We start from the raw sequence: 26,493 nt of genomic DNA on the forward strand, positions 1-26,493 counted from the left end.
GAATTTAATGAAATCAGTTTTAAAAGTGTCGCTACTTGCTGCAACAGTTATGCTAGCGGTAGGTTGTCAGAAAGAAGAAACTAAAACAGAAGCCGCACCTCAAGCAGAACAAGTTCAAGCAGAAACCGGTAAAGCGGTTCACTTTAAAACCGACGACGATAAAGCGGCATACGCAATCGGTGTTTCATTTGCTAACTACCTAAGCACAAGCATCGACAAGCCAAGCGAAATCGGCATTAATCTTAACAAAGACTTGGTACTAAAAGGTATCGAAGACGTTTTCAAAGGCAATGCTGAATTGAATGAAGAAGAAACACGTGCAGCACTAGAATCTCTAGATAAGCGTGTTGCTGAAAAGATGCAAGCACAAGCGGCTGAGAAAGCAGCTGAAGCGAAAAAAGCTGGCGATGATTTCCGTGCTGAGTTCGAGAAGCAAGAAGGCGTAGTGAAGACAGATACAGGTCTTCTATATCAAGTTATTACTCCAGCTGAAGGAGAGAAGCCAAAAGACACTGATACGGTTCAAGTACACTACAAAGGTACGCTAATCGATGGTACGCAATTTGATAGCTCTTACGATCGTGGTGAACCTGCAACATTCCCACTTAACCGTGTAATCCCAGGTTGGACAGAAGGTGTTCAGCTAATGCCTGTGGGTTCTAAATTCAAATTCGTTATCCCGCCAGAGCTAGCATACGGTGATCAAGACACACCAAGCATTCCTGCTAACTCAACGCTAGTATTTGAAGTTGAGCTGCTAAAAGTCGAGAACGACAACGCAGAGCAATAACAATAAGCCGCGATAAGTTATTGAAAAAGGTCCGTTTAACGGGCCTTTTTTGTTCTAGGTCACTAGTTGGTGAGTTTGCTAGGTTGATTTTCAAATTTTCTGATAAACTTACACCAATTTGTTGATTTTTCGCTCGAAGGCTTATGACAACTACAGAAACAATAAACGCGGAGATGTTGCTCGAAATGGAATCCGTTAACGTGATGCCGTTTACCGAGCACGACAAAATCATTTTAAGATCTTATGAGGCGGTCGTTGATGGTATCGCCAGCCTGATAGGTCCCTTTTGTGAAATCGTTCTTCACTCGCTAGAAGACTTAAATACCTCTGCAATTAAAATCGCTAACGGTGAAAACACGGGTCGCCAAGTCGGCTCACCGATCACTGACTTAGCGCTTAAAATGCTAAAAGACATCGAAGGCTCGGAGCGCAACTTCTCACGTTCGTACTTTACCCGTGCAAAAGGTGGCGTGTTGATGAAGTCGATCACTGTTGCCATTCGTAATGGTGAAAATCGCGTGATTGGTTTGTTGTGTATCAACGTCAACTTGGACGCGCCCTTCTCGCAAGTCCTTCAATCTTTTATGCCAACGCAAGAAGCAAAAGAAGCGGCTTCCTCGGTTAACTTTGCTAGTGACGTAGAAGAGCTGGTGGACCAAACTGTTGAACGCACCATCGAAGAGATCAATGCGGATAAATCCGTATCGAACAACACCAAGAACCGCCAAATCGTGATGGAGTTGTACGACAAAGGCATCTTCGATATTAAAGATGCCATCAACCGCGTTGCAGATCGTCTTAACATTTCAAAACACACCGTCTACTTATACATTCGTCAACGTAAAACCGAGGACGATGAAAAGTGAGTAAACTGACTTACACGTTAGTGGTGAACGGTCCTGTTTACGGTAGCCAGTCAGCGCGCAGTGCTTATCAGTTCGCCAAGGCGGTGATTAAGCAAGGCCATCAGTTAGTGAGCGTTTTCTTTTATCAAGAGGGCGTGACCAATGGTACTGCTTTGAGTGTGCCTGCCAACGACGAATTTGATCTCAATAAGGCATGGCAATCTTTGGCAAAAGAGCATGGTGTTCGTCTAGAAACTTGTGTTGCTGCGGCTTTGCGTCGCGGGATCGTAAGTGAAGAAGAAGCGAATCAACATGGTTTGGTCCAGAGCAATCTAGCGGAAAGTTTTGAGCAAGCCGGCTTAGGTAGCTTAGCCGAAGCGATGTTAACCCAAGACAGAGTGGTACAGTTTTGAGTCAGCTAACTTATCTATTTCGTAGTGCGCCGCATGGCAGTGCGGCTGGTCGTGAAGGTGTGGATGCACTATTAGCCGCGTCGGCTTACTGTGAAGATATCAGCGTCATTTTCATGGGAGATGGGGTTTACCAGCTTCTACTAGGACAAGAACCGAGTAAGATCTTGAGCAAAGATTATGCGCCGATGCTGAAGCTCTTCGATTTATACGATATTGAACAAGTCTTTGTGTGCTCAGAGTCATTAGCTCAGCGAGGTTTGGCTCAAGCTGATTTAGTCATTGAAGCTCAAGCTTTAAGCTCAGAGCAGCTCAAAGATAAGTTGCAACACGCTGGCAAGCTACTGTCGTTCTGAGGAAGTTATGCTACATATTATAAAAACGGTCTCCGCCCTAGAAGACGCCATGCCCTTATGTAATGTACAGGATGACATCTTACTTATAGAAGATGCCGTGTACGCTGCTAACTCGCAGCATAAAGCGTTTTCCCACCTAAAAAACCGCAGTGTATTTGTGCTAGAGAGCGATATTCACGCTCGCGGTATTGCGAATCGTATCAGTCCATCACTGACGATCGTGAATTACTCAGGCTTCGTTGAGCTCACAGTTAAACAGGATAAATCGCTTACTTGGGATTGAACGTGATTTACTGTCGCTAAAGCTTTACGGATGAATTGTCCTAATTGAACAAAAAAGATCCGTATATTTCTTGACACACCTCTCACTGCTGCATAGAATTTTGCGTCCCTAACTGCAATGGTAGTTGGGGATAGATTTTTCACAAAGCTTACTTTCAAGTAAATCAGGAGCTAGTTAATGGCAACTATTAACCAGTTGGTACGTAAGCCTCGTGCAAAGCAAGTTGTTAAAAGCAACGTGCCTGCACTAGAAGCGTGCCCACAAAAACGTGGTGTATGTACTCGTGTTTACACTACTACACCTAAAAAACCTAACTCAGCACTTCGTAAAGTTTGTCGTGTACGTCTGACAAACGGCTTCGAAGTTACATCGTACATCGGCGGTGAAGGTCACAACCTTCAAGAGCACAGTGTTGTACTAATCCGTGGCGGTCGTGTAAAAGACCTTCCGGGTGTACGTTACCACACTGTTCGCGGTGCACTTGACTGTGCTGGCGTTAACGACCGTAAACAAGGTCGTTCTAAGTACGGTGTGAAGCGTCCTAAGTCTTAATGGATTCCGTTAAGTAAGGCCAAACACTAAATTATTTTTAATTTTTTGAAAAAACTGAAAAGTTTTGGATAAAACCTGAAGAAGACAACGGAGATAAATCCATGCCACGTCGTCGCGTCATTGGTCAGCGTAAGATCCTTCCAGATCCAAAATTCAAATCTGAATTGCTGGCAAAATTCGTTAACATCCTAATGGTTGACGGTAAAAAATCTACTGCAGAGAAAATCGTTTACACTGCACTAGATGCTATGGCTGAAAAGTCTGGTAAAGACCACTTAGCTATTTTTGAAGAAGCTCTTGAAAACGTACGCCCTGCGGTAGAGGTTAAATCTCGCCGTGTTGGTGGTTCAACTTACCAAGTACCTGTAGAAGTACGTCCGGTTCGCCGTAACGCACTTGCTATGCGTTGGTTGGTTGAAGCTGCGCGCAAGCGTGGTGAAAAATCTATGGCTCAACGCCTAGCAGCTGAAATGCTAGACGCGTCTGAGAACAAAGGTACTGCGGTTAAGAAACGTGAAGACGTTCACCGCATGGCTGACGCAAACAAAGCGTTCGCTCATTACCGCTGGTAATACCTTCTGTGCTGCGAGGTTCTCTCGCAGCACTTTTCTATACTCTAAGGTACACCTTAGTAAGAGGATACAATCGTGGCTCGTAAAACTCCTATTGAGCGCTACCGTAATATCGGTATCTGTGCTCACGTAGATGCAGGAAAAACAACCACAACTGAGCGTATTCTGTTCTACACTGGCCTTTCTCACAAAATCGGCGAAGTTCACGATGGTGCAGCAACCATGGACTGGATGGAGCAGGAGCAGGAACGTGGTATCACTATCACATCCGCTGCGACTACTACATTCTGGCGTGGTATGGAAGCACAGTTCCCTGAGCATCGCGTAAACATCATTGATACCCCTGGACACGTTGACTTTACTATCGAAGTAGAGCGTTCTCTTCGTGTACTTGATGGTGCTGTGGTTGTGTTCTGTGGCTCATCTGGTGTTGAACCTCAGTCTGAAACTGTATGGCGTCAAGCAGACAAATACCACGTTCCACGTTTGGTATTTGTAAACAAGATGGACCGTGCGGGCGCAGACTTCCTACGCGTTGTGGACCAAATTAAAAATCGTCTTGGTGCGAACCCTGTTCCAATCCAACTGAACGTTGGTGCAGAAGATGAGTTCAGAGGTGTCATCGACCTTATCAAGATGAAGATGATCAACTGGAATGAAGCCGATCAAGGCACTTCGTTTACTTACGAAGACATCCCAGCTGACATGATCGAACTTGCTGAAGAGTGGCGCAACCACATGGTTGAATCCGCTGCTGAAGCTAGCGAAGAGCTGATGGACAAGTACCTTGAAGAAGGTGAATTGACTGAAGCTGAGCTCAAACAAGCTCTACGTACTCGTACACTAAACAACGAAATCGTATTGGCCACTTGTGGTAGTGCGTTTAAGAATAAAGGTGTTCAAGCGGTACTAGATGCAGTGATCGAGTTCTTGCCATCGCCAGTTGACGTACCTGCAATTAAAGGTGTTGACGAAAGAGAAAATGAAGTTGAGCGTCACGCTGACGACAACGAACCATTCTCTGCGCTAGCATTTAAGATCGCGACTGACCCATTCGTGGGTACGCTAACGTTCATGCGTGTTTACTCTGGTGTTGTAAACTCCGGCGACGCTGTTTACAACTCTGTAAAAGAGAAGAAAGAGCGTTTCGGTCGTATCGTTCAGATGCATGCGAATAAGCGTGAAGAAGTGAAAGAAGTTCGCGCTGGTGATATCGCTGCTGCTATCGGTCTGAAAGACGTGACGACAGGTGACACACTGTGTGATCAGAACCACAAAGTGATTCTAGAGCGCATGGAGTTCCCTGAACCAGTTATTCAGATTGCTGTAGAACCTCGTTCTAAGGCAGACCAAGAGAAAATGGCTATCGCGCTAGGTAAACTGGCTGCGGAAGATCCATCATTCCGCGTGGAAACGGACGACGAATCAGGTCAGACTCTGATCTCAGGTATGGGTGAACTTCACCTAGACATTATCGTTGATCGTATGAAGCGTGAATTCAGCGTTGATTGTAACGTTGGTAAACCTCAGGTTGCTTACCGTGAAACCATTCGTGGTAAAGCGGAAGTTGAAGGTAAGTTTGTTCGTCAATCAGGTGGTCGTGGTCAATACGGTCATGTGTGGGTCAAACTTGAGCCTTCTGAACCTGGCGAAGGTTTCGTATTCGTAGACGAAATCGTGGGTGGTGTGATTCCTAAGGAATACATCAGTTCGGTATCGAAAGGTATCGAGGAACAAATGAATAGTGGTGTTCTAGCGGGTTACCCTGTACTAGATATTAAAGCTACACTATTTGATGGTTCTTACCACGATGTAGACTCAAGCGAGATGGCGTTTAAGATCGCTGGCTCGATGGCATTCAAGAAAGGTGCACTAGAAGCACAACCTGTGATTCTAGAACCAATGATGAATGTCGAAGTAACCACTCCGGAAGACTGGATGGGTGACGTTGTTGGTGACCTAAACCGTCGTCGCGGTATCATTGAAGGCATGGACGAAGGTGTGGCTGGTCTTAAGATCATCCGTGCTCAAGTACCACTATCTGAAATGTTCGGTTACGCAACTGATCTACGTTCTGCAACTCAAGGCCGTGCGTCTTACTCTATGGAGTTTCACGAGTACGCTGAAGTGCCGAAAAACTTCGCAGATAAAATTATTGCAGAGCGTGGTTACTAATTGACGATTGAACTACAAAAAGTTTACGACTTTTTGCGAGATCAGGGCGTCCAAATATTGCGCTAACGGGCGTTGGCGCATAAAATAACAATTTCTGGCGCGTCGTCGATCAATAATGATCACGACGAATCATAACTAGGAAGGAACACGATCGTGTCTAAAGAAAAATTTGAACGTACGAAACCGCACGTTAACGTTGGTACTATCGGCCACGTTGACCACGGTAAAACAACTCTAACTGCAGCTATCTGTACTACTCTTGCTAAAGTTTACGGCGGTGTAGCTAAAGACTTCGCATCTATCGATAACGCTCCAGAAGAGCGTGAGCGCGGTATCACAATCGCAACTTCTCACGTTGAGTACGACACTCCAACTCGTCATTACGCACACGTTGACTGTCCAGGACACGCGGACTACGTTAAAAACATGATCACTGGTGCTGCACAGATGGACGGTGGTATCCTAGTTGTTGCTGCGACAGATGGCCCAATGCCACAAACTCGTGAGCACATCCTACTAGGCCGTCAGGTTGGTATCCCATACATCATCGTATTCATGAACAAATGTGACATGGTTGACGATGAAGAGCTACTAGAACTAGTAGAAATGGAAGTTCGTGAACTTCTATCTGAATACGATTTCCCAGGTGATGACCTACCAGTTATCCAAGGTTCTGCACTAGGCGCACTAAACGGCGAAGAGCAGTGGGAAGCGAAAATCGTTGAACTAGCTGAAGCTCTAGATACTTACATCCCTGAGCCAGAGCGTGCGGTAGATCAGCCATTCCTAATGCCTATCGAAGACGTATTCTCAATCCAAGGTCGTGGTACAGTAGTAACTGGCCGTATCGAGCGTGGTATCCTAACTGTAGGTGACGAAGTTGCTATCGTAGGTATCAAAGACACTACTACTACTACATGTACTGGTGTTGAGATGTTCCGTAAGCTTCTAGATGAAGGCCGTGCAGGTGAGAACGTTGGTGCACTTCTACGTGGTACTAAGCGTGACGAAGTTGAGCGTGGTCAAGTACTAGCGAAGCCTGGTTCAATCACTCCACACACTAAGTTCGAATCAGAAGTATACGTACTGTCTAAAGATGAAGGTGGTCGTCACACTCCATTCTTCAAAGGCTACCGTCCACAGTTCTACTTCCGTACAACTGACGTAACTGGTGACATCCAGCTACCAGAAGGCGTAGAAATGGTAATGCCAGGTGACAACGTACAGATGACTGTTGAGCTAATCGCACCAATCGCAATGGACGAAGGTCTACGTTTCGCGATCCGTGAAGGTGGCCGTACAGTAGGTGCTGGTGTTGTTGCTAAGATCTTCGACTAATTCATAACGAATTAAACGAAATCTTGCACTCTTCTTCTTTATGAAGAAAGCGCATCGAGAAAGGGAAGCTTAGGCTTCCCTTTTTTATATCTAAATTATATTTGGTTATAAGTGTTCGTAGGAAATACGTTAATTTTTTAATTTAAAAACAGAATATTACCGGCTCTATTTTTCAACACCTTTAGTCGTAACACCTAACCCTCTGATCTTTGCCTACTGTCACCAAATCTATATAACAAAATATTCTGAACAGGCCTATCAATGCGACTGGTAACAAGAACTATTCTTGTTTATATTGGTTGCCACAGGTTAATTTAATAGGTTTTTGAGTATGTACGTTTGTCTTTGCCATGGGGTCTCCGACAAGAAAATTAGGAAGTTGGCGATAGATGAAGGCGTAACGGATATTAAAGGAATCAAAAAATGCACAGCATTGGGTAGCCAATGTGGTAAGTGCATCAGACAGGCCAAGGATATTTTAGCGGAAACCAGTTACACGGTATTCAAACAAGCTAGCTAATTACTGTGAGCATGCGGTAATTAAGTAATTATTTGCCTAGCGTTTTGACACCTTCTCATTTGCTTCTACATTTAAATGAAGCTAAAGAGGAGGTTTTTGTCATGAAAGGCGATCCAATCATCATCCAACATCTCAATAAAGTGCTCGGAAATGAGCTTATCGCTATTAATCAGTATTTTCTTCATGCTCGAATGTATAAGGACTGGGGGTTAAAGCACCTAGCAGATAAGGAATATCACGAATCTATCGATGAGATGAAACATGCCGATCATCTGATTGAGCGTATTTTGTTTCTTGAGGGCTTACCGAATCTACAAGATTTAGGCAAGTTGATGATAGGTGAAGATACTAAAGAAATGCTCGAGTGTGACTTAAAGCTTGAAATGGCCGCCATTCCAGATTTAAAAGATGCGATTGCCTATGCTGAAGACATTCGAGACTATGTGTCTCGCGATCTGTTTCAAGATATTCTTGAAGATGAAGAAGAGCATGTTGACTGGCTAGAGACGCAACTTGGCTTGATTGAAATGTCTGGCATTGAGAACTACCTCCAAGCGCAATACGTAGACGAAGAGTAATAGCGTCCAGGATTTTGCGTACTTCAATTGTAAGAAGAAAAGAGCACCTGACTCGAAAATCAGGTGCTTATCCCCGCTATCTGGTCTAATCTCTTTTATTATCGGCTTTTTAAGGATATTGCTCGCAATCTTGCCTATGAAGTTTGATTTCTATCCGATAGAATTTATCCCCCCTTACCTAAAAATAAAAAAGAGAAACGTCCATGTCTGAAGACAATCGCCAAGCAGCCACTCCAGAAGAAGAACATCGCCAAAAAGCATTGGATTACCATGCTTATCCAACTCCAGGGAAGATTGCTGTCGAATTGACAAAACCTGCGGAAACGGCGGGTGATCTTGCCCTTGCTTACAGCCCAGGTGTTGCAGAACCAGTGCGTGAAATCGCACAAAACCCTGATAACGTGTACAAGTACACAGCGAAAGGCAACATGGTTGCTGTTATTTCTAACGGTACCGCTATCCTGGGTCTAGGTAACCTAGGTCCACTTGCATCTAAGCCAGTGATGGAAGGTAAAGCGTTACTGTTTAAACGTTTTGCTGGCCTTGACTCGATTGATATTGAAGTTAAGCACCGCACGATCGATGAATTTGTTGATACTGTTGCAAGCATTGCAGACACCTTTGGTGGTATCAACCTTGAAGATATTAAAGCACCAGATTGTTTTGAGATTGAAAAGCGTCTAATTGAGCGTTGTGATGTACCAGTATTCCACGATGATCAGCACGGTACTGCGATTGTAACGGCGGCAGGCATGCTGAACGCGATCGAACTTCAAGGTAAGAAGCTTGAAGACTCAACGATCGTTTGTCTTGGCGCTGGCGCTGCAGCTGTTGCGTGTATGGAGCTGCTGATTAAATGTGGTGCAATGCGCGAAAAAATTTACATGCTGGATCGTAAAGGTGTGATCCACACTCGTCGTGATGATCTTAATGAATACAAGCAGCTATTCGCAAACAACACGGACAAACGCACATTAGAAGATGTAATTGAAGGCGCGGATCTGTTCCTAGGTGTATCTGGTCCAAACCTATTGCCAGCGGAAGCGTTGAAGCTGATGGCAGATAAGCCAATCGTATTCGCATGTTCGAATCCAGATCCTGAAATTAAGCCTGAACTTGCCCACGCTGTTCGTGATGATTTGATCATGGGTACTGGCCGTAGTGATTACCCGAACCAAGTAAACAACGTATTATGTTTCCCATTCATCTTCCGTGGTGCTCTTGATGTGCGCGCAAGTGAAATCAATGATGAAATGAAACTTGCAGCCGTTGAGGCGATTCGTGAGCTAGCAAAAGAGCCTGTACCTGAAACTGTATTGAAGGCCGCAGGCGTCGATAAGCTTGAGTTTGGTGCAGACTACATCATTCCAAAACCAATGGATTCACGTTTACTACCACGTGTTGCAAAAGCTGTGGCTCAGGCGGCAGTTGATTCAGGTGTTGCTCGTATCGAGATGCCTGAAAACTACATGGCAGAGTAATATATCTATTAGATGTGATGTACAAAAAATGGGACGCAATCGCGTCCCATTTTTTATATCATTCTTTTGGCTCGAGATAAGAATTGCTATCTGAAGCCTCCAGTCTCGCTTTTTACTCTTCGTCAAACGACTCAAATTCGATGCCCATTTCGGTCATCAGTGCTTTTACTTCTGTTGGAATATCATCTGGACGGTCTTTACGAAGGTCTTCATCTGTTGGAAGTGGCTGACCTGTATACGCGTGCAAAAATGCTTCGCATAGTAATTCACTATTGGTTGCATGGCGTAAGTTATTGATCTGACGGCGAGTACGCTCATCAGTTAGCACTTTTAAAACTTTTAGCGGGATAGAGACGGTAATTTTTTTTACTTGTTCGCTTTTTTTGCCGTGCTCTGCATATGGGCTAATGTATTCGCCATTCCAGTCAGCCATTGCACACCTTCATTTATGTAATCGGTTAAAAATAATTTAGGTGCTGATTTTAGCTGCATTTACCGCCATAAGCAAAGACATATAGACGTCTAGAAGTGTTGACGTCTCATTTTTTGACGAGTAAAGTGAACAGAACAGCAAAGGAAGCGTGTTGATCACTTTATTTTACTCATTAGATATAGCGCATTCCTATTTAGAAGTCATTACCCGTGAAAGGATACACCCATGAGCTCTCGCAAACCTGCGACCATTGCAGTACGCACTGGTATTGAATCAGACAGCCAATATCACGCTGTCGTTCCACCTATTTATCTTTCCACTAACTATGGTTTCCCTGCCTTTGGTGAAGTACCTAAGTATGATTACACACGATCTGGAAATCCAAACCGCGGACTGTTGGAAAGTGCGTTATCTGAACTCGAGTCTGGAAAAGGAGCGGTTGTCACGAATTGCGGTACGTCGGCATTAAATTTATGGGTGTCCGCTTTTCTTGGCCCTGATGATCTCATTATTGCTCCTCACGATTGTTATGGCGGCACCTATCGTCTTTTTAATACCCGAGCCAACAAAGGCGATTTTAAGGTTCAGTTTGTCGATCAATCAGACGAGCAAGCTTTGGATGCAGCATTAGCACAAAAACCAAAACTCATTTTGCTAGAAACTCCGTCAAACCCTCTGGTTCGCGTAGTGGATATTGCAGCTACCTGTGAAAAAGCGAAACAAGTCGGCGCGTTAGTTGCGGTGGACAATACCTTTTTGACACCCGTGTACCAAAAACCTTTAGAACTAGGTGCGGATTTTGTTATCCACTCCACAACGAAGTACATCAACGGTCATTCAGACGTGATTGGTGGCGTGATCATCACCAAAACAGAAGCGCATGCAGAAGAGCTTGCATGGTGGGGAAATTGCATTGGTGCGACTGGCACACCTTTCGATAGTTATATGACGTTGCGAGGCATTCGTACACTTGGTGCTCGCATGCGAGTGCATGAAGAGAGTTCACAGCAGGTACTGGCTTATCTCCAGAAGCAAGCGTTAGTTAAAACCATTTATCATCCAAGCCTGCCGGAGCACCCAGGTCATGACATTGCTAAAAAGCAGCAAACGGGCTTTGGCTCTATGCTGAGCTTTGAGTTTGCCGGTTCGTTTGAGCAGTTAAAAGTGTTCGTTAAAGAGCTCCAACTGTTTTCATTGGCTGAGTCATTAGGTGGAGTAGAAAGCTTGATTTGTCATCCGGCATCCATGACGCATCGCGCTATGGGAGAGGAAGCACTTGCAGATGCGGGGGTGTCGCATCAACTATTGCGTTTGTCTGTCGGCTTGGAAGATGCACAAGATCTCATCACAGATTTAGAGCAAGCATTCGCTAAAGCTGCCCAACAATAGGAGACGATAATAATGACTTTACAACGTCAGCTGCATAAGTTTGGTGGCAGTAGCTTAGCAAACCCAGAATGCTATTTACGCGTTGTGGATATTCTTAAGGAGTATTCGACGGAAAATGATCTTGTGGTCGTCTCGGCGGCAGGAAAAACCACTAACCGCTTGATTGAGTTCCTGGAAGGGCTAGACAAAGATGGCCGAATCGCGCATGAAGCACTTCAAAGCCTAAGGCAGTTCCAAACGGAGCTAATAGAAAACTTGTTGGAAAATGAAGTACAAGAAGAGCTATTAGCGTTACTGCATGATGAGTTCAGTACCTTATCTGAGCTGACAGCACCACTCACTGGCGCGCAAAAAGCCGCGGTACTAGGACACGGAGAGGTTTGGTCTGCTCGCCTATTGGCCGCGTTATTATCTCAACGTTCTATCCCCGCTGTTGCACAAGATGCACGAGCGTTTTTACGTGCGGAAACCGGGACTCAACCTGAAGTTGATCGCGCTCGTTCATATCCTTTGATAAAAGAAGTTCTCGCGCAACACAATCATAAACGTGTGGTAATTACTGGCTTTATGGCTCAGAACGAGGCGGGCGAAACCATTTTACTTGGTCGTAATGGCTCTGACTATTCTGCAACTGTCATTGGTGCTCTGGCTGAAGTGAGCACGGTCACCATTTGGAGTGACGTTGCTGGTGTCTATAGTGCCGATCCGCGTTTGGTGGCAGACGCGTGTCTGTTACCGTTACTTCGATTGGATGAAGCCAGCGAACTCGCCCGTTTAGCCGCCCCAGTCCTACACAGTCGTACACTTCAGCCTGTGGCGCAAAGTACTATGGATCTCAACCTCAAATGTAGCTATCTGCCGGAATCGGGCTCTACTCGTATTGAGCGTGTCTTGGCGTCTGGCCGTGGCGCTAAAATTATTACCTCGCTGGATGATGTTTTATTGGTGCAGCTGTCTTTCATGCATGGGCACGACTTCGAAAAAACACAGAATGATGTATTACAAGCGTTGCAGCGAGCGCAATTGGAGCCATTGGCATTTGAGGCACAGCCCGATCAACACACGTTGCGCTTGGCGTATACCGCAGAAATTGCCGGTGGCGCACTGAAACACTTACAAGAGCTTGCGGTTGAAGCGGAGATTAAGCTCAAAGAAGGCTACTCTCTCTTAGCGGCGGTAGGCGCTGGCGTTACGAAAAACGCCAACCATTGTTTTGGTTTTTATCAGAAGTTAAAACACTCTCCGGTTGAATTTATTTCTGAAACTGAGTCGGGGCTGAGTTTAGTCGCCGTTTTGCGTCGTACTGATACCGAAGTGTTGGTTCAAACGATTCATAGCCAGTTGTTCCAAGCGCAAAAGCGCGTGGCGGTGGCTTTATGTGGCAAGGGCAACATTGGTTCTAGTTGGTTAAATTTATTTGCAACTCAAAAAGGTGAGCTCGAAAAACGTCATGGCATGAGCTTCGACCTTGTCGCGGTCGTGGATAGTCAAACCTACTGGTTCTATGAGCAAGGTATTGATGCAGCAAGTGTTGCTGAACGATTTGATGATGAAAGCCTAGCAAACGATGGGTCTTGGTTGACTCAATTAGGAGCGCTAAAAAATTACGATGAAGCCGTAGTGCTTGATGTGACAGCGAGTAAAGACTTAGCTCAGCGCTATGTAGAAATTGCGCAGCAGGGCATTCATTTGATTTCCGCTAACAAAGTGGCGGGTTCGGCAGATAGCCAGTATTACCATCAGGTTCAAGATGCATTCGCTAAAATTGGTCGTTATTGGCTGTACAACGCGACGGTTGGTGCAGGGTTACCAATAAACCATACCGTGCGAGACCTACGTGAAAGTGGGGATGAGATCGTTGCTCTATCGGGTATTTTCTCAGGGACGTTATCATGGTTATTCCAACAATTTGACGGCTCAGTACCATTTAATGATTTAGTCGACCTCGCTTGGCAGCAAGGTTTAACAGAGCCTGATCCTCGTTCTGATTTAGATGGTTCAGATGTGATGCGTAAGCTGGTTATCTTAGCTCGAGAGTCTGGTCTCGATATTGAGCCGGGCAGCGTTAAGGTTGAATCTCTGGTACCAGAAGAATTAAGAGAACTTAGCATCGATGACTTCTTCGATAACGGAGGGCTGTTGAGTGAAATACTGCAAGAGCGCCTGACAAAAGCACAGAGAAACGACCAAGTGCTTCGCTACGTTGCGCGTTTAGAAAAAAATGGTAAAGCGACGGTGGGAGTAGAAGCGTTATCTCGTGAACATGCGCTCGCCAACCTACTGCCGTGCGACAACATTTTTGCCATTGAAAGTAAGTGGTACAAAGATAACCCACTCGTTATTCGAGGGCCTGGCGCAGGAAGAGAAGTGACAGCCGGCGCGATTCAATCCGACCTCAACCGATTAGCCGGTTTATTCTAAAGTTGCGAGATACCTAAAACCCTGGAACCCGACCAGGGTTTTTTATTTTTCCTTCAGTGCCATACTGAAGTATCGGCTTGTGATAAGTGGTGAAATAACGTTCAAGTAATAACTTGAACTATCCTCATTATTAACTTGAGAAAAATTCATAATTACAAGGTTGACATTAAATCGTATTCAATACATTCTGTAGACATATAGACGTCTAAACGTCGATTTAAGGAATTTGTTTTCGTGGCGGAGTGCCACAGGGAGAGTAAGATGGGATATACGCACGCAGGCCATATTGACGCCTTGAACCAGAATATTGCTGAGTTGTCAGACAACATCAATGTATCATTTGAGTTTTTTCCACCAAGCAGCGCGAAGATGGAAGAGACACTCTGGAATTCTGTGCACCGTCTTAAAACGCTCCAACCTAAGTTTGTTTCTGTGACTTACGGCGCGAACTCTGGCGAGCGTGACAGAACGCACTCCATCATTAAAGAAATCAAAGCAACAACAGGATTGGTTGCTGCTCCTCACCTCACTTGTATTGATGCGACTCGCGAAGAGTTGATTAATATTGCCGATGATTACTGGAATAATGGCATTGAAAATATCGTTGCTCTGCGTGGTGATATTCCTCCTGGTGGCGGTGCGCCTGACATGTATGCCTCGGATCTGGTTGAGCTGCTGAAATCACGTCACGATTTTGATATCTCAGTAGCCGCATTTCCTGAGGTTCACCCTGAAGCTAAAAGTGCGCAGTCTGACTTATTGAACCTAAAACGTAAGGTAGATGCAGGTGCAAACCGTGCAATTACTCAGTTCTTTTTTGATGTTGAGTCTTACCTTCGTTTCCGCGATCGCTGTGTGGCGGCAGGAATTGATGTGGAAATTGTTCCTGGTATTTTGCCAGTGTCGAACTTTAAGCAAGCCTCTCGCTTTGCTGCGCAGAACAATGTGAAAGTACCAGGCTGGATGAGTAAACAGTTCGAAGGCTTGGATGATGATCCGGTGACTCGTCAGCTTGTGGGAGCAAGCCAAGCTATTGATATGGTGCGCGTACTTAGTCGTGAAGGCGTTAAGGATTTCCACTTCTACACCCTAAACCGTGCAGAAATGACTTACGCTTTATGTCATACGCTAGGCGTTCGTCCTCGCGCTGCAGTAGGTGCATAAATCGGGTTTCAAAAAGACAAAAGGCTTGCCAAGTGGCAAGCCTTTTTCGTTGTATCAAAGTAAAAGGAAATTAACCAATCACTTCAAGTTCTGTTAGGACTTCTTCAGCCCACGTGATCCACGTTTCACGTAACAGTAGGTTACGACGAAGCGTTAAACGCTCTAGGCGAGCTTGTTTGTCTAAAGTTGACGGCGTTGCGTAGTAAGCCGCTTCAATTTCTTTGTAGTGAGAAACCAGTTTGCGAGACTCTTCAACCAGTTCGGCGAGTTGATCACGGAAAGGTGTTGATGGTTGAACGGCACATGCCATCAATTTCGCTGAAAATTCATCACGAACAGTCGGGTGTGCAGTTGGTTGATCAAACCATTCTCCTAAAGCGCTGCGACCAGCATCTGTGATGGAGTAAACCTTACGGTCTGGTTTGCCTTCTTGGGGTTCTAATACGCAAGTAACCAGCTCTTTCTCGGCCATTTTATTGAGTTCACGGTACACTTGTTGGTGGCTTGCTTTCCAGAAGTAACCGATGCTAGCAGAGAATTCTTTAGTGATATCGTAACCGGTTGCGTCGCGAGTGCTAAGAACAGTTAAGATTACGTGTGGTAATGACATGTCTTCAATCCAAATGGTCAATAAACTTGTAAACAAGCTACTTATACTTTCAGCTGTGCTCTTTCTGGCACTTGAGTTTTTTAATGTATAAGTAGCACCAACAATGTTGGTCCTGTCACCTTAAAGCCGTTTATCACCTAGAGAGATGGGGAGTCCCATCATGGCTGGAGCAGGTATGATTGGATTTATGAGCTCTCAGCAGGCAAGTAGTATATAAATAATAAGCATGAAGTGGAATAGTAGGACAAAATTACCCTAAAAAACTAACATAATAATCAATAGTGTTAACTTGTGGTTTTTTGTTCTTTTTGCGTGGTAATTTTTGGGCTTTTTATAGTTTATTAAACTGCCTTTTGGTTGCGCAATTATCCAGCGCCAAAAAAAAAGCTGAGCACTTGCTCAGCTTTTTTATTACAAATGAAGCGATTAGCCTGTGTTGCGCATGCCAGCTGCAATACCAGCAATTGTCACCATTAGCGCTTCTTCTAGGTTTGCAGATGCTTCTTCGGTTTGGCGTGTACGGTATAGCAACTCGGCTTGTAGCATGTTCAATGGCTCAACGTAGATGTTGCGCAAGCGAATCGATTCGAGTCCCCAAGGGTCATGCTGCATCAAATTTTCGTTGTTCTCTACATTCAGTACTGCTTTGATATCTTCTTGAAGCTGAGCGCGAAGCTTTTCACCGAGTGGACGGAGTGATTCATCCACCAATCGCTCATCGTAATAGCGAGAAATATCGATATTACACTTCGAGTACACCATTTCTAACATGCCAAGGCGAGTCGAGAAGAACGGCCATTCACGACACATCTCTTCGAGCAACGCTTGGTGGCCTTTATCGATGGAGTATTGAATCGCTTCACCCGCACCTAACCATGCTGGAAGTACCAAACGATTTTGGCTCCACGAGAAGATCCACGGGATTGCACGTAAGCTTTCCACTCCGCCCTTCGGATTACGTTTTGCAGGACGAGAGCCAAGTGGCAACTTACCGAGCTCGAGCTCAGGTGTCGCTTGACGGAAGTAAGGCACAAAATCAGGCTCGCCGCGAACTACGTTGCGATAAGACTCGCAGCTAACTTCTGATAGCACTTCCATTAAGTCGCGCCATTCTTGTTTTGGCTCTGGCGGTGGCAATAGGTTAGCTTCTAGAATCGCGCTCGCGTAAAGGTTAAAACTGTTTACGGCGACATCTGGAAGGCCCAGTTTAAAGCGGATCATCTCGCCCTGTTCTGTTACGCGCAAACCACCTTTCAAGCTTTTTGGTGGTTGAGACAGAAGTGCAGCGTGTGCTGGCGCGCCGCCGCGGCCTACTGTACCGCCACGACCGTGGAATAGAGTCAGTTCAACACCTTCTTCTTCCGCCACTTTTACTAACGACTCCATTGCATGGTACTGAGCCCAGCCTGCAGACATGACACCCGCATCTTTCGCTGAGTCAGAGTAACCAATCATGACCATTTGGTGGTTTTGGATAAAGCCACGGTATAGGTCGATACCCATCAGCTGTTTGATGACCGATTCTGCATTGTTCAAGTCGTCTAGTGTCTCGAATAATGGGCAAACATCCATACGATATGGGCAGCCAGCTTCTTGCAGAAGTAGGTGGACTGCTAACACATCCGATGCAGTGCGTGCCATAGAAATTACGTAGGCACCGAATGCTTCACGCGGTTGTGCTGCAATAATCTTACAGGTGTCCAAAACCTCTTTGACAGGTTCTGATGGTTCCCAATCACGAGGCAGAAGAGGACGCTTAGATGCGAGTTCGTTGGTTAGGAAAGCAATCTTATCTTGCTCGCTCCATTGTTCGTAATCACCAATGCCTAAGTAGCGGGTTAATTCAGACAATACGTCTGAATGACGCGTGCTCTCTTGGCGGATATCAAGGCGAACAAGATGAATACCAAATGCTTTTACGCGGCGCAATGTATCTAGTAGAGAGCCATTTGCGATCACACCCATGCCACATTCATTTAGCGACTGGTAACAGGCATACAGAGGTTCCCAAAGTTGCTCGACTTTTTGCAACGGAGCTTTAACGGCCAGTTTTTGACCATGGATCTTAGCATCGAGAATATCTTTGGTTTCGTTCAATAGTGAGCGAAGTTGTTTCAGGATTGCACGATATGGTTCGTGCTGATCTTCGCCAGCAAGTTCACGAACTTGATCGTTTGAAACCGTCATAGACAGTTCACTGATCAACTCGTTGATGTCATTGAGATAAAGATCTGCGGCTTTCCAACGAGACAGAAGCAATACTTCACGTGTCACGCTATGAGTGACAAACGGGTTACCGTCGCGGTCGCCCCCCATCCAAGAAGAGAAGTGCACAGGGCGAGCATCAATTGGTAAACCTTCACCCAAGTAAGATTTCAAGCGATCGTGCATTTCACGTAAGAAGTCTGGCACCGCTTCCCATAGTGAGTTTTCAACGACTGCAAAACCCCATTTTGCTTCATCCAGCGGAGTAGGGCGCTGTTGTCGAATTACGTCTGAATGCCAGCTTTGTGCGATCAGTTGCTCTAAACGACGCTCAGTTTTCTTGCGCTCTTTAGAAGAAAGATCACTCAGTTCCAACTTTGATAAGCACTCGTTGATCTTGACCAACTTGTTGATCATCGTGCGACGCGTGATTTCCGTTGGGTGAGCCGTCAATACCAATTCAATATTCAGATCACGAACCGCTTGTGCAGTGTCCAGTTTGCTCACATCGTTTTGTACCAGTTTAGAAAACAGCGAGTTAATCGCGTCTGGTTCACAAATGTGCTCTTCACAATGGCGTGAAATCGTGTGGTATTGCTCAGCAATATTGGTGAGATTTAGAAATTGGTTAAACGCACGGGTAACGGGCGTTAGTTGCTCATCGGGTAGGTGTTTGATTTCTTCTATCAAGCTTTCCCTGTCTGCTTGATTACCTGCTTGAGCCGATTTGGATAATTTACGAATGGTTTCCACTTTCTCGAAGATTTCTTCGCCATGGGCATCGCGAATGGTGTTACCCAATAAGTGGCCTAACATGCGCACATTACTTTTGAGTGCGGCGTATTTCTCGTTCATTGTCGTCCTGCCTCGTAAAAAAACTACATCCATTGTCCTTGTTAAGACTCCAATCTAGCGAAAAGCACCAGTTATAGTCAAATAAAGCAGACTAAGTTTGCAATTATTCCGCTGTCTCCTGATTTAGAGCAAATTTACGGCAGCTGTAGAATAAGAAGTGAAAATTAATTACAAAATAACAAGTTAAATAAGTGTTAAGGCTAGCGCTAAATTGTGAAGATAAAAAGATGCAGCTCAATCGAGCTGCACTGACTTTTGAGTTTATTCGCGTATTAACAGCAATACTTGACCATTGCCTTTGAAAGCACATCAATTGTTGGATCGATAAAATCAAATGAGAGAAACTCATCCGGTTGGTGCGCTTGGTCAATTGAACCCGGGCCAAGAACTAAGGTTGGACAGAGCTGTTGTAAGAAGGGCGCCTCAGTACAGTAGTTCACGGTTTCTGAACTGGTTTGGCAGATCTCTTCAACACCACCGATAAATGGGTGGTCATGTTGGCATTCGTAACCCGGAATTGGTTCATGTAACGGAATTATCTCCAAGCGTCCAGGCCACTTTGCTTCGACTTCTTTTAATGCTCCGCGCAGCATATTTTCTAGTCCATCCAGGCTGATCCCTGGTAGTGGGCGAACATCATAGTGCAGTTCACAGCAACCGCAAATACGGTTAGCGCTGTCACCGCCGTGAATGTGTCCAAGGTTTAGGGTAGGGCTTGGAATGGCAAAGCCCGGATGGTGGTATTCTTTCACCAATTTATCGCGCAGTTGCATCATGGCAAACATCACTTCATGCATGATCTCAATCGCGTTAACGCCTAAGGCAGGATCGGATGAATGGCCTGACTTACCCGTGACCCGAATTGCATTCGCCACATGACCTTTGTGGCCGCGAATAGGAACGAGGCTGGTAGGCTCACCAATAATGCAGTAATCCGGCTTAAAAGGGGCATTTACGGTGAAATGTCGTGCACCCAACATGGTGGTTTCTTCGTCACAAGTGGCTAATACGTATAGTGGCTTGGTCTGCTTGCTCCAGTCGACTTTTTTGACGGCTTCGTAAATAAAGGCAAAAAAGCCTTTCATGTCTGCCGTGCCTAAACCGTAAAAGCGGTTGTCTTTTTCAGTCAGCTTATGTGGATCAAAGTTCCATCGCCCTTGATCGAATGGCACGGTGTCACTATGGCCAGCAAGTAAAAGGCCACCTTCACCCTCTCCCATACGTGCGATCATATTGTGCTTGCCTGGCTCGACTTCGATCACTTCAACGCTAAAACCCAGATCTTTAAACCAAGATGCGAGTTTTTCGATGACTTTTGCATTGCCCTGATCCCAGCTCGGATCCGTGGAGCTGATAGAAGAGGTGCTGATGAGTCCTTCATAGACCTCTAGAAAAGTTGGTAATTGCATGGATTCTTCAAATCTCCTGTTGACAGACAGACCACAAAAATGTAAAACACATATTAAATCATATTTAATGAATAAAAAATCAAAATAAAGCAAAAATTAAATATGAATAGTCATTTGAGCCTTTAAGTATATGGATGTCACACAATGCTAAAAACCACGATTATTGGAGCCAGCGGTTACACCGGCGCAGAGTTAGCGTTAATGGTTAATAAACACCCACAACTCACGCTATCAGGTTTATACGTTTCCGCCAACAGTGTTGATGCAGGAAAGAATATTGCGCAGCTGCACGGTAAGTTAGCAGGCATCATTGATATGCCGGTCTCGCCACTAACGGATCCACTGCAAATCGCTCAAGAATCGGATGTGGTGTTTTTAGCAACGGCTCATGAGGTGAGCCACGATCTAGCCCCAACTTTCTTGGAGGCAGGCTGTCAGGTATTCGATTTATCGGGGGCATTCCGCGTCCAAAGTGAAGGTTTTTACAACACCTTTTATGGCTTCGAGCATCAACATAATAACTGGCTAGATAAAGCTGCATACGGCTTAGCAGAGTGGAACCAGGAATCAATTAAAACTGCTCCCTTAGTTGCTGTAGCAGGTTGCTACCCGACTGCTTCGCAGTTAGCCATCAAACCTCTACTCGAAAATGCATTAGTGGATACCAATCAATGGCCTGTCATTAACGCGACTAGCGGTGTGTCCGGAGCTGGGCGTAAAGCTTCTATGGTGAACAGTTTCTGTGAAGTGAGCTTGCAACCTTATGGTGTATTTACTCATCGTCACCAACCAGAAATTGCTCAACACTTAGGTTGCGATGTGATTTTTACTCCGCACCTAGGCAACTTTAAACGCGGCATTCTTGCCACGATCACCATGAAGCTAGCATCAGGCGTTACAGAGCCACAAGTCGCTCAAGCATTTGAACAAGCTTATCTAGGAAAGCCAGCCGTGCGTTTAAAAGGCGATGGCATTCCACGTATTCAGGATGTCGAAAATACCCCTTTCTGCGATATCGGCTGGAAGGTACAAGGCGAACACATCATTGTGATTTCAGCCATCGACAACCTACTCAAAGGTGCATCAAGTCAAGCGATGCAATGTCTCAATATTCATTATGGTTACCCAGAACTGACAGCGTTGCTGTAGTCGTTGAAAGAGGGAAATGCGATGACGCAAACCAATCAAGCTCCTTTAGTCATTAAGCTAGGCGGTGCTGCTCTATCTTGCACTCAAACCTTAAGCCAACTGTTTGGTGCCATTGCGGCTTACCAAAAATCGGCACAGCGACAAATCGCCATCGTTCATGGCGGTGGCTACCTAGTTGATGAGTTGATGGCAAAGCTTCAGCTTGAAACCGTAAAGAAAAACGGTTTACGCGTAACGCCTTACGATCAAATTCCGGTGATTGCAGGCGCGCTTGCAGGCACAGCGAATAAGCTACTTCAAGGTCAAGCCATCGCAGATGGACTCAATGCAGTAGGTCTTAGCCTTGCGGATGGTGGTTTGTGTCTTGTTGAAGAACTTGACCCAGAGTTGGGCGCGGTAGGTAAAGCATCACCGGGTGATTCAACGCTATTACAAGCGGTATTAAACACAGGCGCACTGCCGATCATCAGTTCAATTGGCTTAACCACAGATGGCCAGATGATGAATGTGAATGCTGACCAAGCCGCAGTCGCGGTTGCGGGCGCATTAGATGCGGAGTTGGTCCTGCTATCAGACGTGAGTGGTGTATTAGATGGTAAAGGCCATTTGATCAAAACCCTGTCGGAACAACAAGCGAACATGTTGATCGATGGACATGTGATCACAGACGGCATGATCGTCAAAGTTAAAGCTGCTTTGGAGGCGGCCAATGATCTTGGTCGCCCTATCGAAGTCGCCACCTGGCGTTACCCAGAAAAATTAGTACAGCTATTCGCTGGTGAAAGTATTGGAACGCAATTTTTGCCTCAATAAGCATCAGCAAAAGAATTCAATATTAGGAAGTAGTAGTTGGCACTGACCGCCGAGCGCAGCGCCAGTTAAGTTTGGAGAAGAAAGATGAGCAAAGTGAACGTAAATAAAGTGGTAGTCGCATACTCAGGCGGTCTAGATACCTCAGTAATTATCCCGTGGCTAAAAGAGAACTACGATTGTGAAGTCGTTGCTTTCGTTGCCGATGTTGGTCAAGGCGCAGAAGAGCTAGAAGGTATTGAAGCGAAAGCAAAAGCCTCTGGTGCTTCTGAGTGCTACATCGCTGACTTGAAAGAAGAAATGGTCGCAGACTACATTTACCCGACGCTAAAAACCGGCGCGTACTACGAAGGTAAGTACCTGCTGGGTACATCAATGGCGCGTCCAATTATTGCTAAAGCACAGGTTGAAGTCGCACGTAAAGTGGGCGCGGACGCATTGTGTCACGGCTGTACAGGTAAAGGTAATGACCAAGTTCGTTTCGAAGGCGCATTCGCAGCACTAGCACCAGATCTACAAGTGATTGCCCCTTGGCGTGAATGGGACCTAGTGAGCCGTGAAGAATGTTTAGATTACCTAGCTGAGCGTAACATTCCTTGTTCAGCGTCTCTTACTAAGATCTACTCACGTGATGCAAATGCATGGCACATTTCCACTGAAGGTGGCGTCCTAGAGGATACGTGGAACGCACCAAACGAAGATTGCTGGGTATGGACTGTAGACCCAGAGCAAGCACCAAATGAAGCGGAATACGTCACGCTGAAAGTAGAAAAAGGTGAAGTGGTCGAAGTTGATGGCGAAGCGATGACACCATACAACGCGTTGGTGTATCTAAACGAAAAAGGTGCGAAGCACGGTGTTGGTCGTATCGATATCGTTGAAAACCGTCTTGTGGGAATGAAATCTCGTGGCTGCTACGAAACACCGGGAGGCACCATCATGATGGAAGCGCTGCGTGCTGTAGAGCAGCTTGTGCTAGATAAGTCATCATTCGAATTCCGTGAGGAGCTAGGTCTAAAAGCGTCTCACCTTGTGTACGATGGCCGTTGGTTTACGCCACTATGTAAGTCGATCCTTGCCGCTTCAGAAGAGCTAGCGCAAGACGTGAATGGCGAAGTGGTTGTTAAGCTCTACAAAGGCCAAGCCACGGTAACGCAAAAACGTTCTGACAACAGCTTGTACTCAGAAGAGTTCGCGACTTTTGGTGAAGATGAGGTTTACGACCAAAGCCATGCGGGTGGTTTCATCCGTCTTTACTCGCTATCAAGCCGTATCCGTGCGTTGAACAGCCAGAAGAAATAATCTCTCCACATCTCGGATTGAGTAAAGACCTGCTATTGGATAGCAGGTCTTTTTTGTTGGCTTACGTCTATGAGTACAAAGATGCAAATGCATCCCGCCTGAATATATATGTAAAAATATTGAATTTATACTTTATTTTTTGTCGAAATTGCCGTAACGTTGACCCATAAGAAAAAGTGAGCAAATGACCATCAAATTGGTTACTACTCATTCGAGAACGTTAGAGTAAGCAATAGTCATCAGGAGAAACGCAATGGCATTATGGGGCGGAAGATTTACCCAAGCGGCAGACACTAGATTTAAAGAGTTTAACGATTCGTTGCGTTTTGACTACCGATTGGCTGAGCAAGACATCGTAGGTTCAATCGCATGGTCTAAAGCTCTGCTTTCTGTAGATGTTCTATCGGCAGAAGAACAGCAAAAGCTGGAACTTGCTTTAAACGAGCTGAAGTTAGAAGTGATGGAAGATCCTCATCAAATTCTTCGCTCAGATGCAGAAGATATCCACTCGTGGGTTGAACAGCAGCTGATTAGTAAAGTGGGAGATTTAGGTAAAAAACTCCACACTGGGCGTTCTCGTAATGACCAAGTAGCGACAGACCTAAAACTTTGGTGTCGTCAGCAAGGCCAGCAACTGTTGATTGCTTTAGATCGTCTGCAATCGCAAATGGTTCATGTTGCTAAGCAGCACCAAGGCACTGTATTGCCTGGCTATACTCATCTTCAGCGCGCTCAACCTGTCACCTTTGCTCACTGGTGTTTGGCTTATGTTGAAATGTTCGAGCGTGACTACTCTCGTCTGAATGATGCCTTACAGCGCCTCGACACTTGTCCACTTGGCTCGGGTGCTTTAGCTGGCACGGCTTATCCGATTGATCGTGAACAATTAGCTCATAACCTTGGTTTCCACCGCGCTACGCGTAATTCACTCGATTCGGTTTCGGATCGTGATCATGTTATGGAACTGATGTCGGTGGCCTCGATTTCTATGTTGCACCTTTCTCGTCTTGCAGAAGATATGATCTTCTACAACTCAGGGGAGTCTAACTTCATTGAGTTAGCGGATACGGTGACGTCTGGTTCGTCATTGATGCCACAGAAGAAAAACCCAGATGCACTTGAGTTGATCCGTGGTAAGACAGGGCGTGTCTATGGCGCATTATCGAGCATGATGATGACAGTGAAAGCCTTACCATTGGCGTACAACAAAGACATGCAAGAAGATAAAGAAGGGTTGTTTGATGCGTTAGACACATGGAATGATTGCATGGAAATGGCAGCGCTGTGTTTTGATGGCATTAAAGTAAATGGTGAGCGTACGCTTGAAGCTGCGAAGCAAGGGTATGCGAACGCGACTGAGTTAGCTGATTACTTAGTGGCGAAAGGCATCCCATTCCGTGAGGCGCACCATATTGTGGGCGTAGCGGTGGTAGGGGCAATTGACAAAGGCTGCGCGCTGGAAGAATTGTCTCTGCAAGAGCTAAAAGCCTTCTCTGAGGTGATTGAAGATGATGTGTATGACATTCTGACAATAGAGTCTTGTTTGGAAAAACGTTGTGCGCTGGGTGGCGTTTCGCCTCACCAAGTCGCTTATGCGGTAGAGCAAGCGGATAAACGTCTGAGCCAGCGTGACAGCTCGGCAGTGAAAGTGCGTCCTGCACGTTTGACGGACATTGAAACACTAGAGGGCATGGTGGCTTATTGGGCGAACCTCGGTGAGAATCTACCCCGCTCTCGTAATGAGCTCGTGAGAGATATTGGCTCCTTCGCGGTGGCAGAGCATCATGGTGAAGTGACAGGTTGCGCTTCTCTATATGTGTATGACTCAGGGTTGGCTGAAATACGCTCTCTTGGTATCGAAGCAGGCTGGCAAGGTCAAGGGCAGGGCAGTGCAATCGTAAATCACTTGGTTGAGAAAGCACGTCAAATGGCGATAAAGAAGGTCTTTGTCCTCACTCGAACGCCAGAGTTCTTTATGAAGCAGAGCTTCTTACCAACATCGAAGTCGCTGTTGCCAGAAAAAGTCTTGAAAGATTGCGATCAGTGTCCACGTCAGCACGCGTGTGATGAAGTGGCGCTAGAGATCAATTTAATGGAGCAAGTGATCCAAAAATCGCATGTGGCATGAGCTGAAATTTCGGAGTGATTTTATTAGCATTCAATGACATAGTTATTTTCTGATTCACTTACATCAGTATTTGCTAAAAAAATCGAAAAAATTTGGAACCTTTGAGAGGAAGCTCGGTCTATTAAAGTACCACTGCTTTTTCTTAGAAGAATCTAAGAGAGCCCCAGAACTGATATTGGTTTTGGGGCTTTTTTCTATCTGCCACTTTACTCTTTTTTATCCGTCTCTTTTCGTCCTCGCCGACGTTGCCACGGCAAGATGACAAAACGCATCCATAAGTGCAAAAACAATAAAATATTGAAAGCGAAACCAGCAAAGATCAAAGCGATCGACTCGATGCTTTGTGGATCATCTTTGAACGCAAACCACCACACAATCCAGCACAGTACCGAAAGCACCGTTAACTGATCCAAGCATCGTTGGCAACGCCCAAGCTTTTTCCAAAACCAATGTTCCTCGCAACGGCGACAAGTCATAGTGTTTTCCAAGGCATCAGTGTTGCTTCAGATTATATACCTAACACAAAGAGAGAAAGCGTTTTTTGTCGCAGCTTAGAGCGCAGGAACACCACCAAAAATGGAAAGTTAGCTTTGTAGATCTTATGTGGCACGTGATTGATGTATGGTGCGCTGTCAGTCTTTAATAGGAAAAATAATCATGTCGACAGAATTGAAATTTGCGCTGAGTATCGCTGGTGGCTTTTTTACGATCGGTGTAG

Annotated in this window: 24 protein-coding genes; 19 read left to right on the forward strand and 5 right to left on the reverse strand. The window is 45.5% G+C overall.

All coding sequences use genetic code 11. The features are described from left to right. Positions 1 to 7: 7 nt before the first annotated feature. From fkpA to OO778_RS01590, 12 genes are all read left to right on the forward strand, one after another. Positions 8 to 790 (forward strand): FKBP-type peptidyl-prolyl cis-trans isomerase, encoded by a 783-nt coding sequence (gene fkpA / locus OO778_RS01535; protein WP_005397659.1) that lies wholly within the window; start codon positions 8 to 10, stop codon positions 788 to 790. Positions 791 to 933: 143 nt separating this feature from the next. Further along, positions 934 to 1,656, forward strand: coding sequence for a transcriptional regulator (locus OO778_RS01540; protein WP_031780643.1), 723 nt, complete (start codon positions 934 to 936; stop codon positions 1,654 to 1,656). Continuing rightward, entirely contained in the window at positions 1,653 to 2,048 is a 396-nt protein-coding gene (gene tusD, locus OO778_RS01545; RefSeq protein WP_074190101.1) for a sulfurtransferase complex subunit TusD, read from the forward strand. Before OO778_RS01540 ends, tusD begins: the two co-directional genes overlap by 4 nt. Continuing rightward, a complete protein-coding gene (gene tusC / locus OO778_RS01550; RefSeq protein ID WP_005397648.1) occupies positions 2,045 to 2,401 on the forward strand; it encodes a sulfurtransferase complex subunit TusC in 357 nt (118 codons plus the stop codon). The genes tusD and tusC overlap by 4 nt, the downstream gene beginning before the upstream one ends. Before the next feature lie 7 nt (positions 2,402 to 2,408). Further along, complete coding sequence (gene tusB, locus OO778_RS01555; protein WP_047010412.1) at positions 2,409 to 2,684, forward strand: sulfurtransferase complex subunit TusB; 276 nt, start codon at positions 2,409 to 2,411, stop codon at positions 2,682 to 2,684. Between the two features lie 177 nt (positions 2,685 to 2,861). Next, positions 2,862 to 3,236 (forward strand): 30S ribosomal protein S12, encoded by a 375-nt coding sequence (rpsL, locus tag OO778_RS01560; protein WP_004399892.1) that lies wholly within the window; start codon positions 2,862 to 2,864, stop codon positions 3,234 to 3,236. Positions 3,237 to 3,337: 101 nt separating this feature from the next. After that, on the forward strand, positions 3,338 to 3,808 hold the full coding sequence (gene rpsG / locus OO778_RS01565) for a 30S ribosomal protein S7 (protein ID WP_005382796.1): 471 nt from the start codon (positions 3,338 to 3,340) through the stop codon (positions 3,806 to 3,808). Between the two features lie 75 nt (positions 3,809 to 3,883). After that, on the forward strand, positions 3,884 to 5,983 hold the full coding sequence (fusA, locus tag OO778_RS01570; RefSeq protein ID WP_005397643.1) for an elongation factor G: 2,100 nt from the start codon (positions 3,884 to 3,886) through the stop codon (positions 5,981 to 5,983). 153 nt (positions 5,984 to 6,136) lie between these two features. Continuing rightward, positions 6,137 to 7,321 (forward strand): elongation factor Tu, encoded by a 1,185-nt coding sequence (gene tuf, locus OO778_RS01575; RefSeq protein WP_012841343.1) that lies wholly within the window; start codon positions 6,137 to 6,139, stop codon positions 7,319 to 7,321. A 331-nt stretch (positions 7,322 to 7,652) separates the two neighbouring features. Beyond that, positions 7,653 to 7,841, forward strand: coding sequence for a bacterioferritin-associated ferredoxin (locus OO778_RS01580; protein ID WP_031780493.1), 189 nt, complete (start codon positions 7,653 to 7,655; stop codon positions 7,839 to 7,841). 101 nt (positions 7,842 to 7,942) lie between these two features. Then, positions 7,943 to 8,419 carry a bacterioferritin gene (gene bfr, locus OO778_RS01585; RefSeq protein WP_005395745.1) on the forward strand — a complete coding sequence of 159 codons (477 nt, stop codon included), beginning with the start codon at positions 7,943 to 7,945 and terminating at the stop codon, positions 8,417 to 8,419. A gap of 203 nt (positions 8,420 to 8,622) precedes the next feature. After that, the gene (locus tag OO778_RS01590) at positions 8,623 to 9,900 is read left to right on the forward strand and encodes a malic enzyme-like NAD(P)-binding protein (RefSeq protein WP_006742766.1); all 1,278 of its coding nucleotides are present in this window, start codon (positions 8,623 to 8,625) and stop codon (positions 9,898 to 9,900) included. Between the two features lie 112 nt (positions 9,901 to 10,012). Here OO778_RS01590 and metJ read toward each other — a convergent pair whose 3' ends face one another. Continuing rightward, the gene (metJ, locus tag OO778_RS01595; RefSeq protein ID WP_005381353.1) at positions 10,013 to 10,333 is read right to left on the reverse strand and encodes a met regulon transcriptional regulator MetJ; all 321 of its coding nucleotides are present in this window, start codon (positions 10,331 to 10,333) and stop codon (positions 10,013 to 10,015) included. Positions 10,334 to 10,558: 225 nt separating this feature from the next. Between metJ and OO778_RS01600 the strand changes: the two genes are divergently transcribed. The 3 genes from OO778_RS01600 (at position 10,559) to metF (ending at position 15,307) form a co-directional block, all read left to right on the forward strand. Next, positions 10,559 to 11,722, forward strand: a complete 1,164-nt coding sequence (locus OO778_RS01600) for an O-succinylhomoserine (thiol)-lyase (RefSeq protein ID WP_005395740.1) — start codon at positions 10,559 to 10,561, stop codon at positions 11,720 to 11,722. A 12-nt stretch (positions 11,723 to 11,734) separates the two neighbouring features. Then, the gene (locus OO778_RS01605; protein WP_264910634.1) at positions 11,735 to 14,143 is read left to right on the forward strand and encodes a bifunctional aspartate kinase/homoserine dehydrogenase II; all 2,409 of its coding nucleotides are present in this window, start codon (positions 11,735 to 11,737) and stop codon (positions 14,141 to 14,143) included. A 261-nt stretch (positions 14,144 to 14,404) separates the two neighbouring features. Then, positions 14,405 to 15,307, forward strand: a complete 903-nt coding sequence (gene metF / locus OO778_RS01610) for a methylenetetrahydrofolate reductase (RefSeq protein ID WP_046874624.1) — start codon at positions 14,405 to 14,407, stop codon at positions 15,305 to 15,307. A 70-nt stretch (positions 15,308 to 15,377) separates the two neighbouring features. Here metF and OO778_RS01615 read toward each other — a convergent pair whose 3' ends face one another. The 3 genes from OO778_RS01615 to argE form a co-directional block, all read right to left on the reverse strand. Further along, on the reverse strand, positions 15,378 to 15,917 hold the full coding sequence (locus OO778_RS01615; protein ID WP_005395734.1) for a PadR family transcriptional regulator: 540 nt from the start codon (positions 15,915 to 15,917) through the stop codon (positions 15,378 to 15,380). 426 nt (positions 15,918 to 16,343) lie between these two features. Continuing rightward, positions 16,344 to 18,977: a phosphoenolpyruvate carboxylase gene (gene ppc, locus OO778_RS01620; protein ID WP_074191330.1), complete on the reverse strand. Its 2,634-nt coding sequence runs from the start codon at positions 18,975 to 18,977 to the stop codon at positions 16,344 to 16,346. Positions 18,978 to 19,249: 272 nt separating this feature from the next. After that, on the reverse strand, positions 19,250 to 20,386 hold the full coding sequence (argE, locus tag OO778_RS01625; protein WP_012841347.1) for an acetylornithine deacetylase: 1,137 nt from the start codon (positions 20,384 to 20,386) through the stop codon (positions 19,250 to 19,252). Positions 20,387 to 20,530: 144 nt separating this feature from the next. Here argE and argC point away from each other — a divergent pair, with 144 nt between their 5' ends. The 4 genes from argC to argH all read left to right on the forward strand — a co-directional run bounded on the left by argC (position 20,531) and on the right by argH (position 25,775). Beyond that, the gene (gene argC / locus OO778_RS01630; protein WP_264910639.1) at positions 20,531 to 21,535 is read left to right on the forward strand and encodes an N-acetyl-gamma-glutamyl-phosphate reductase; all 1,005 of its coding nucleotides are present in this window, start codon (positions 20,531 to 20,533) and stop codon (positions 21,533 to 21,535) included. Between the two features lie 21 nt (positions 21,536 to 21,556). Further along, on the forward strand, positions 21,557 to 22,348 hold the full coding sequence (gene argB / locus OO778_RS01635; protein WP_048626700.1) for an acetylglutamate kinase: 792 nt from the start codon (positions 21,557 to 21,559) through the stop codon (positions 22,346 to 22,348). Positions 22,349 to 22,432: 84 nt separating this feature from the next. Continuing rightward, complete coding sequence (locus OO778_RS01640; protein ID WP_017821738.1) at positions 22,433 to 23,647, forward strand: argininosuccinate synthase; 1,215 nt, start codon at positions 22,433 to 22,435, stop codon at positions 23,645 to 23,647. Between the two features lie 253 nt (positions 23,648 to 23,900). Next, the gene (gene argH / locus OO778_RS01645; protein WP_046874629.1) at positions 23,901 to 25,775 is read left to right on the forward strand and encodes an argininosuccinate lyase; all 1,875 of its coding nucleotides are present in this window, start codon (positions 23,901 to 23,903) and stop codon (positions 25,773 to 25,775) included. Between the two features lie 206 nt (positions 25,776 to 25,981). On the opposite strand, the gene OO778_RS01650 is transcribed toward argH, so the two are convergent. Next, positions 25,982 to 26,251 (reverse strand): DUF3624 domain-containing protein, encoded by a 270-nt coding sequence (locus OO778_RS01650; RefSeq protein WP_012841349.1) that lies wholly within the window; start codon positions 26,249 to 26,251, stop codon positions 25,982 to 25,984. Positions 26,252 to 26,493: the final 242 nt, after the last annotated feature.

Source organism: Vibrio sp. STUT-A16 (genome assembly GCF_026000495.1).
Lineage (GTDB): Bacteria > Pseudomonadota > Gammaproteobacteria > Enterobacterales > Vibrionaceae > Vibrio > Vibrio diabolicus.

Coding starts and splice junctions, on each gene's coding strand:
- fkpA (WP_005397659.1), top strand. CDS start 8: ATGAAATCAGTTTTAAAAGTGTCGCTACTTGCTGCAACAGTTATGCTA.
- OO778_RS01540 (WP_031780643.1), top strand. CDS start 934: ATGACAACTACAGAAACAATAAACGCGGAGATGTTGCTCGAAATGGAA.
- tusB (WP_047010412.1), top strand. CDS start 2,409: ATGCTACATATTATAAAAACGGTCTCCGCCCTAGAAGACGCCATGCCC.
- rpsL (WP_004399892.1), top strand. CDS start 2,862: ATGGCAACTATTAACCAGTTGGTACGTAAGCCTCGTGCAAAGCAAGTT.
- rpsG (WP_005382796.1), top strand. CDS start 3,338: ATGCCACGTCGTCGCGTCATTGGTCAGCGTAAGATCCTTCCAGATCCA.
- OO778_RS01580 (WP_031780493.1), top strand. CDS start 7,653: ATGTACGTTTGTCTTTGCCATGGGGTCTCCGACAAGAAAATTAGGAAG.
- bfr (WP_005395745.1), top strand. CDS start 7,943: ATGAAAGGCGATCCAATCATCATCCAACATCTCAATAAAGTGCTCGGA.
- OO778_RS01590 (WP_006742766.1), top strand. CDS start 8,623: ATGTCTGAAGACAATCGCCAAGCAGCCACTCCAGAAGAAGAACATCGC.
- metJ (WP_005381353.1), bottom strand. CDS start 10,333: ATGGCTGACTGGAATGGCGAATACATTAGCCCATATGCAGAGCACGGC.
- OO778_RS01600 (WP_005395740.1), top strand. CDS start 10,559: ATGAGCTCTCGCAAACCTGCGACCATTGCAGTACGCACTGGTATTGAA.
- OO778_RS01605 (WP_264910634.1), top strand. CDS start 11,735: ATGACTTTACAACGTCAGCTGCATAAGTTTGGTGGCAGTAGCTTAGCA.
- metF (WP_046874624.1), top strand. CDS start 14,405: ATGGGATATACGCACGCAGGCCATATTGACGCCTTGAACCAGAATATT.
- OO778_RS01615 (WP_005395734.1), bottom strand. CDS start 15,917: ATGTCATTACCACACGTAATCTTAACTGTTCTTAGCACTCGCGACGCA.
- ppc (WP_074191330.1), bottom strand. CDS start 18,977: ATGAACGAGAAATACGCCGCACTCAAAAGTAATGTGCGCATGTTAGGC.
- argE (WP_012841347.1), bottom strand. CDS start 20,386: ATGCAATTACCAACTTTTCTAGAGGTCTATGAAGGACTCATCAGCACC.
- argC (WP_264910639.1), top strand. CDS start 20,531: ATGCTAAAAACCACGATTATTGGAGCCAGCGGTTACACCGGCGCAGAG.
- argB (WP_048626700.1), top strand. CDS start 21,557: ATGACGCAAACCAATCAAGCTCCTTTAGTCATTAAGCTAGGCGGTGCT.
- OO778_RS01640 (WP_017821738.1), top strand. CDS start 22,433: ATGAGCAAAGTGAACGTAAATAAAGTGGTAGTCGCATACTCAGGCGGT.
- argH (WP_046874629.1), top strand. CDS start 23,901: ATGGCATTATGGGGCGGAAGATTTACCCAAGCGGCAGACACTAGATTT.
- OO778_RS01650 (WP_012841349.1), bottom strand. CDS start 26,251: ATGACTTGTCGCCGTTGCGAGGAACATTGGTTTTGGAAAAAGCTTGGG.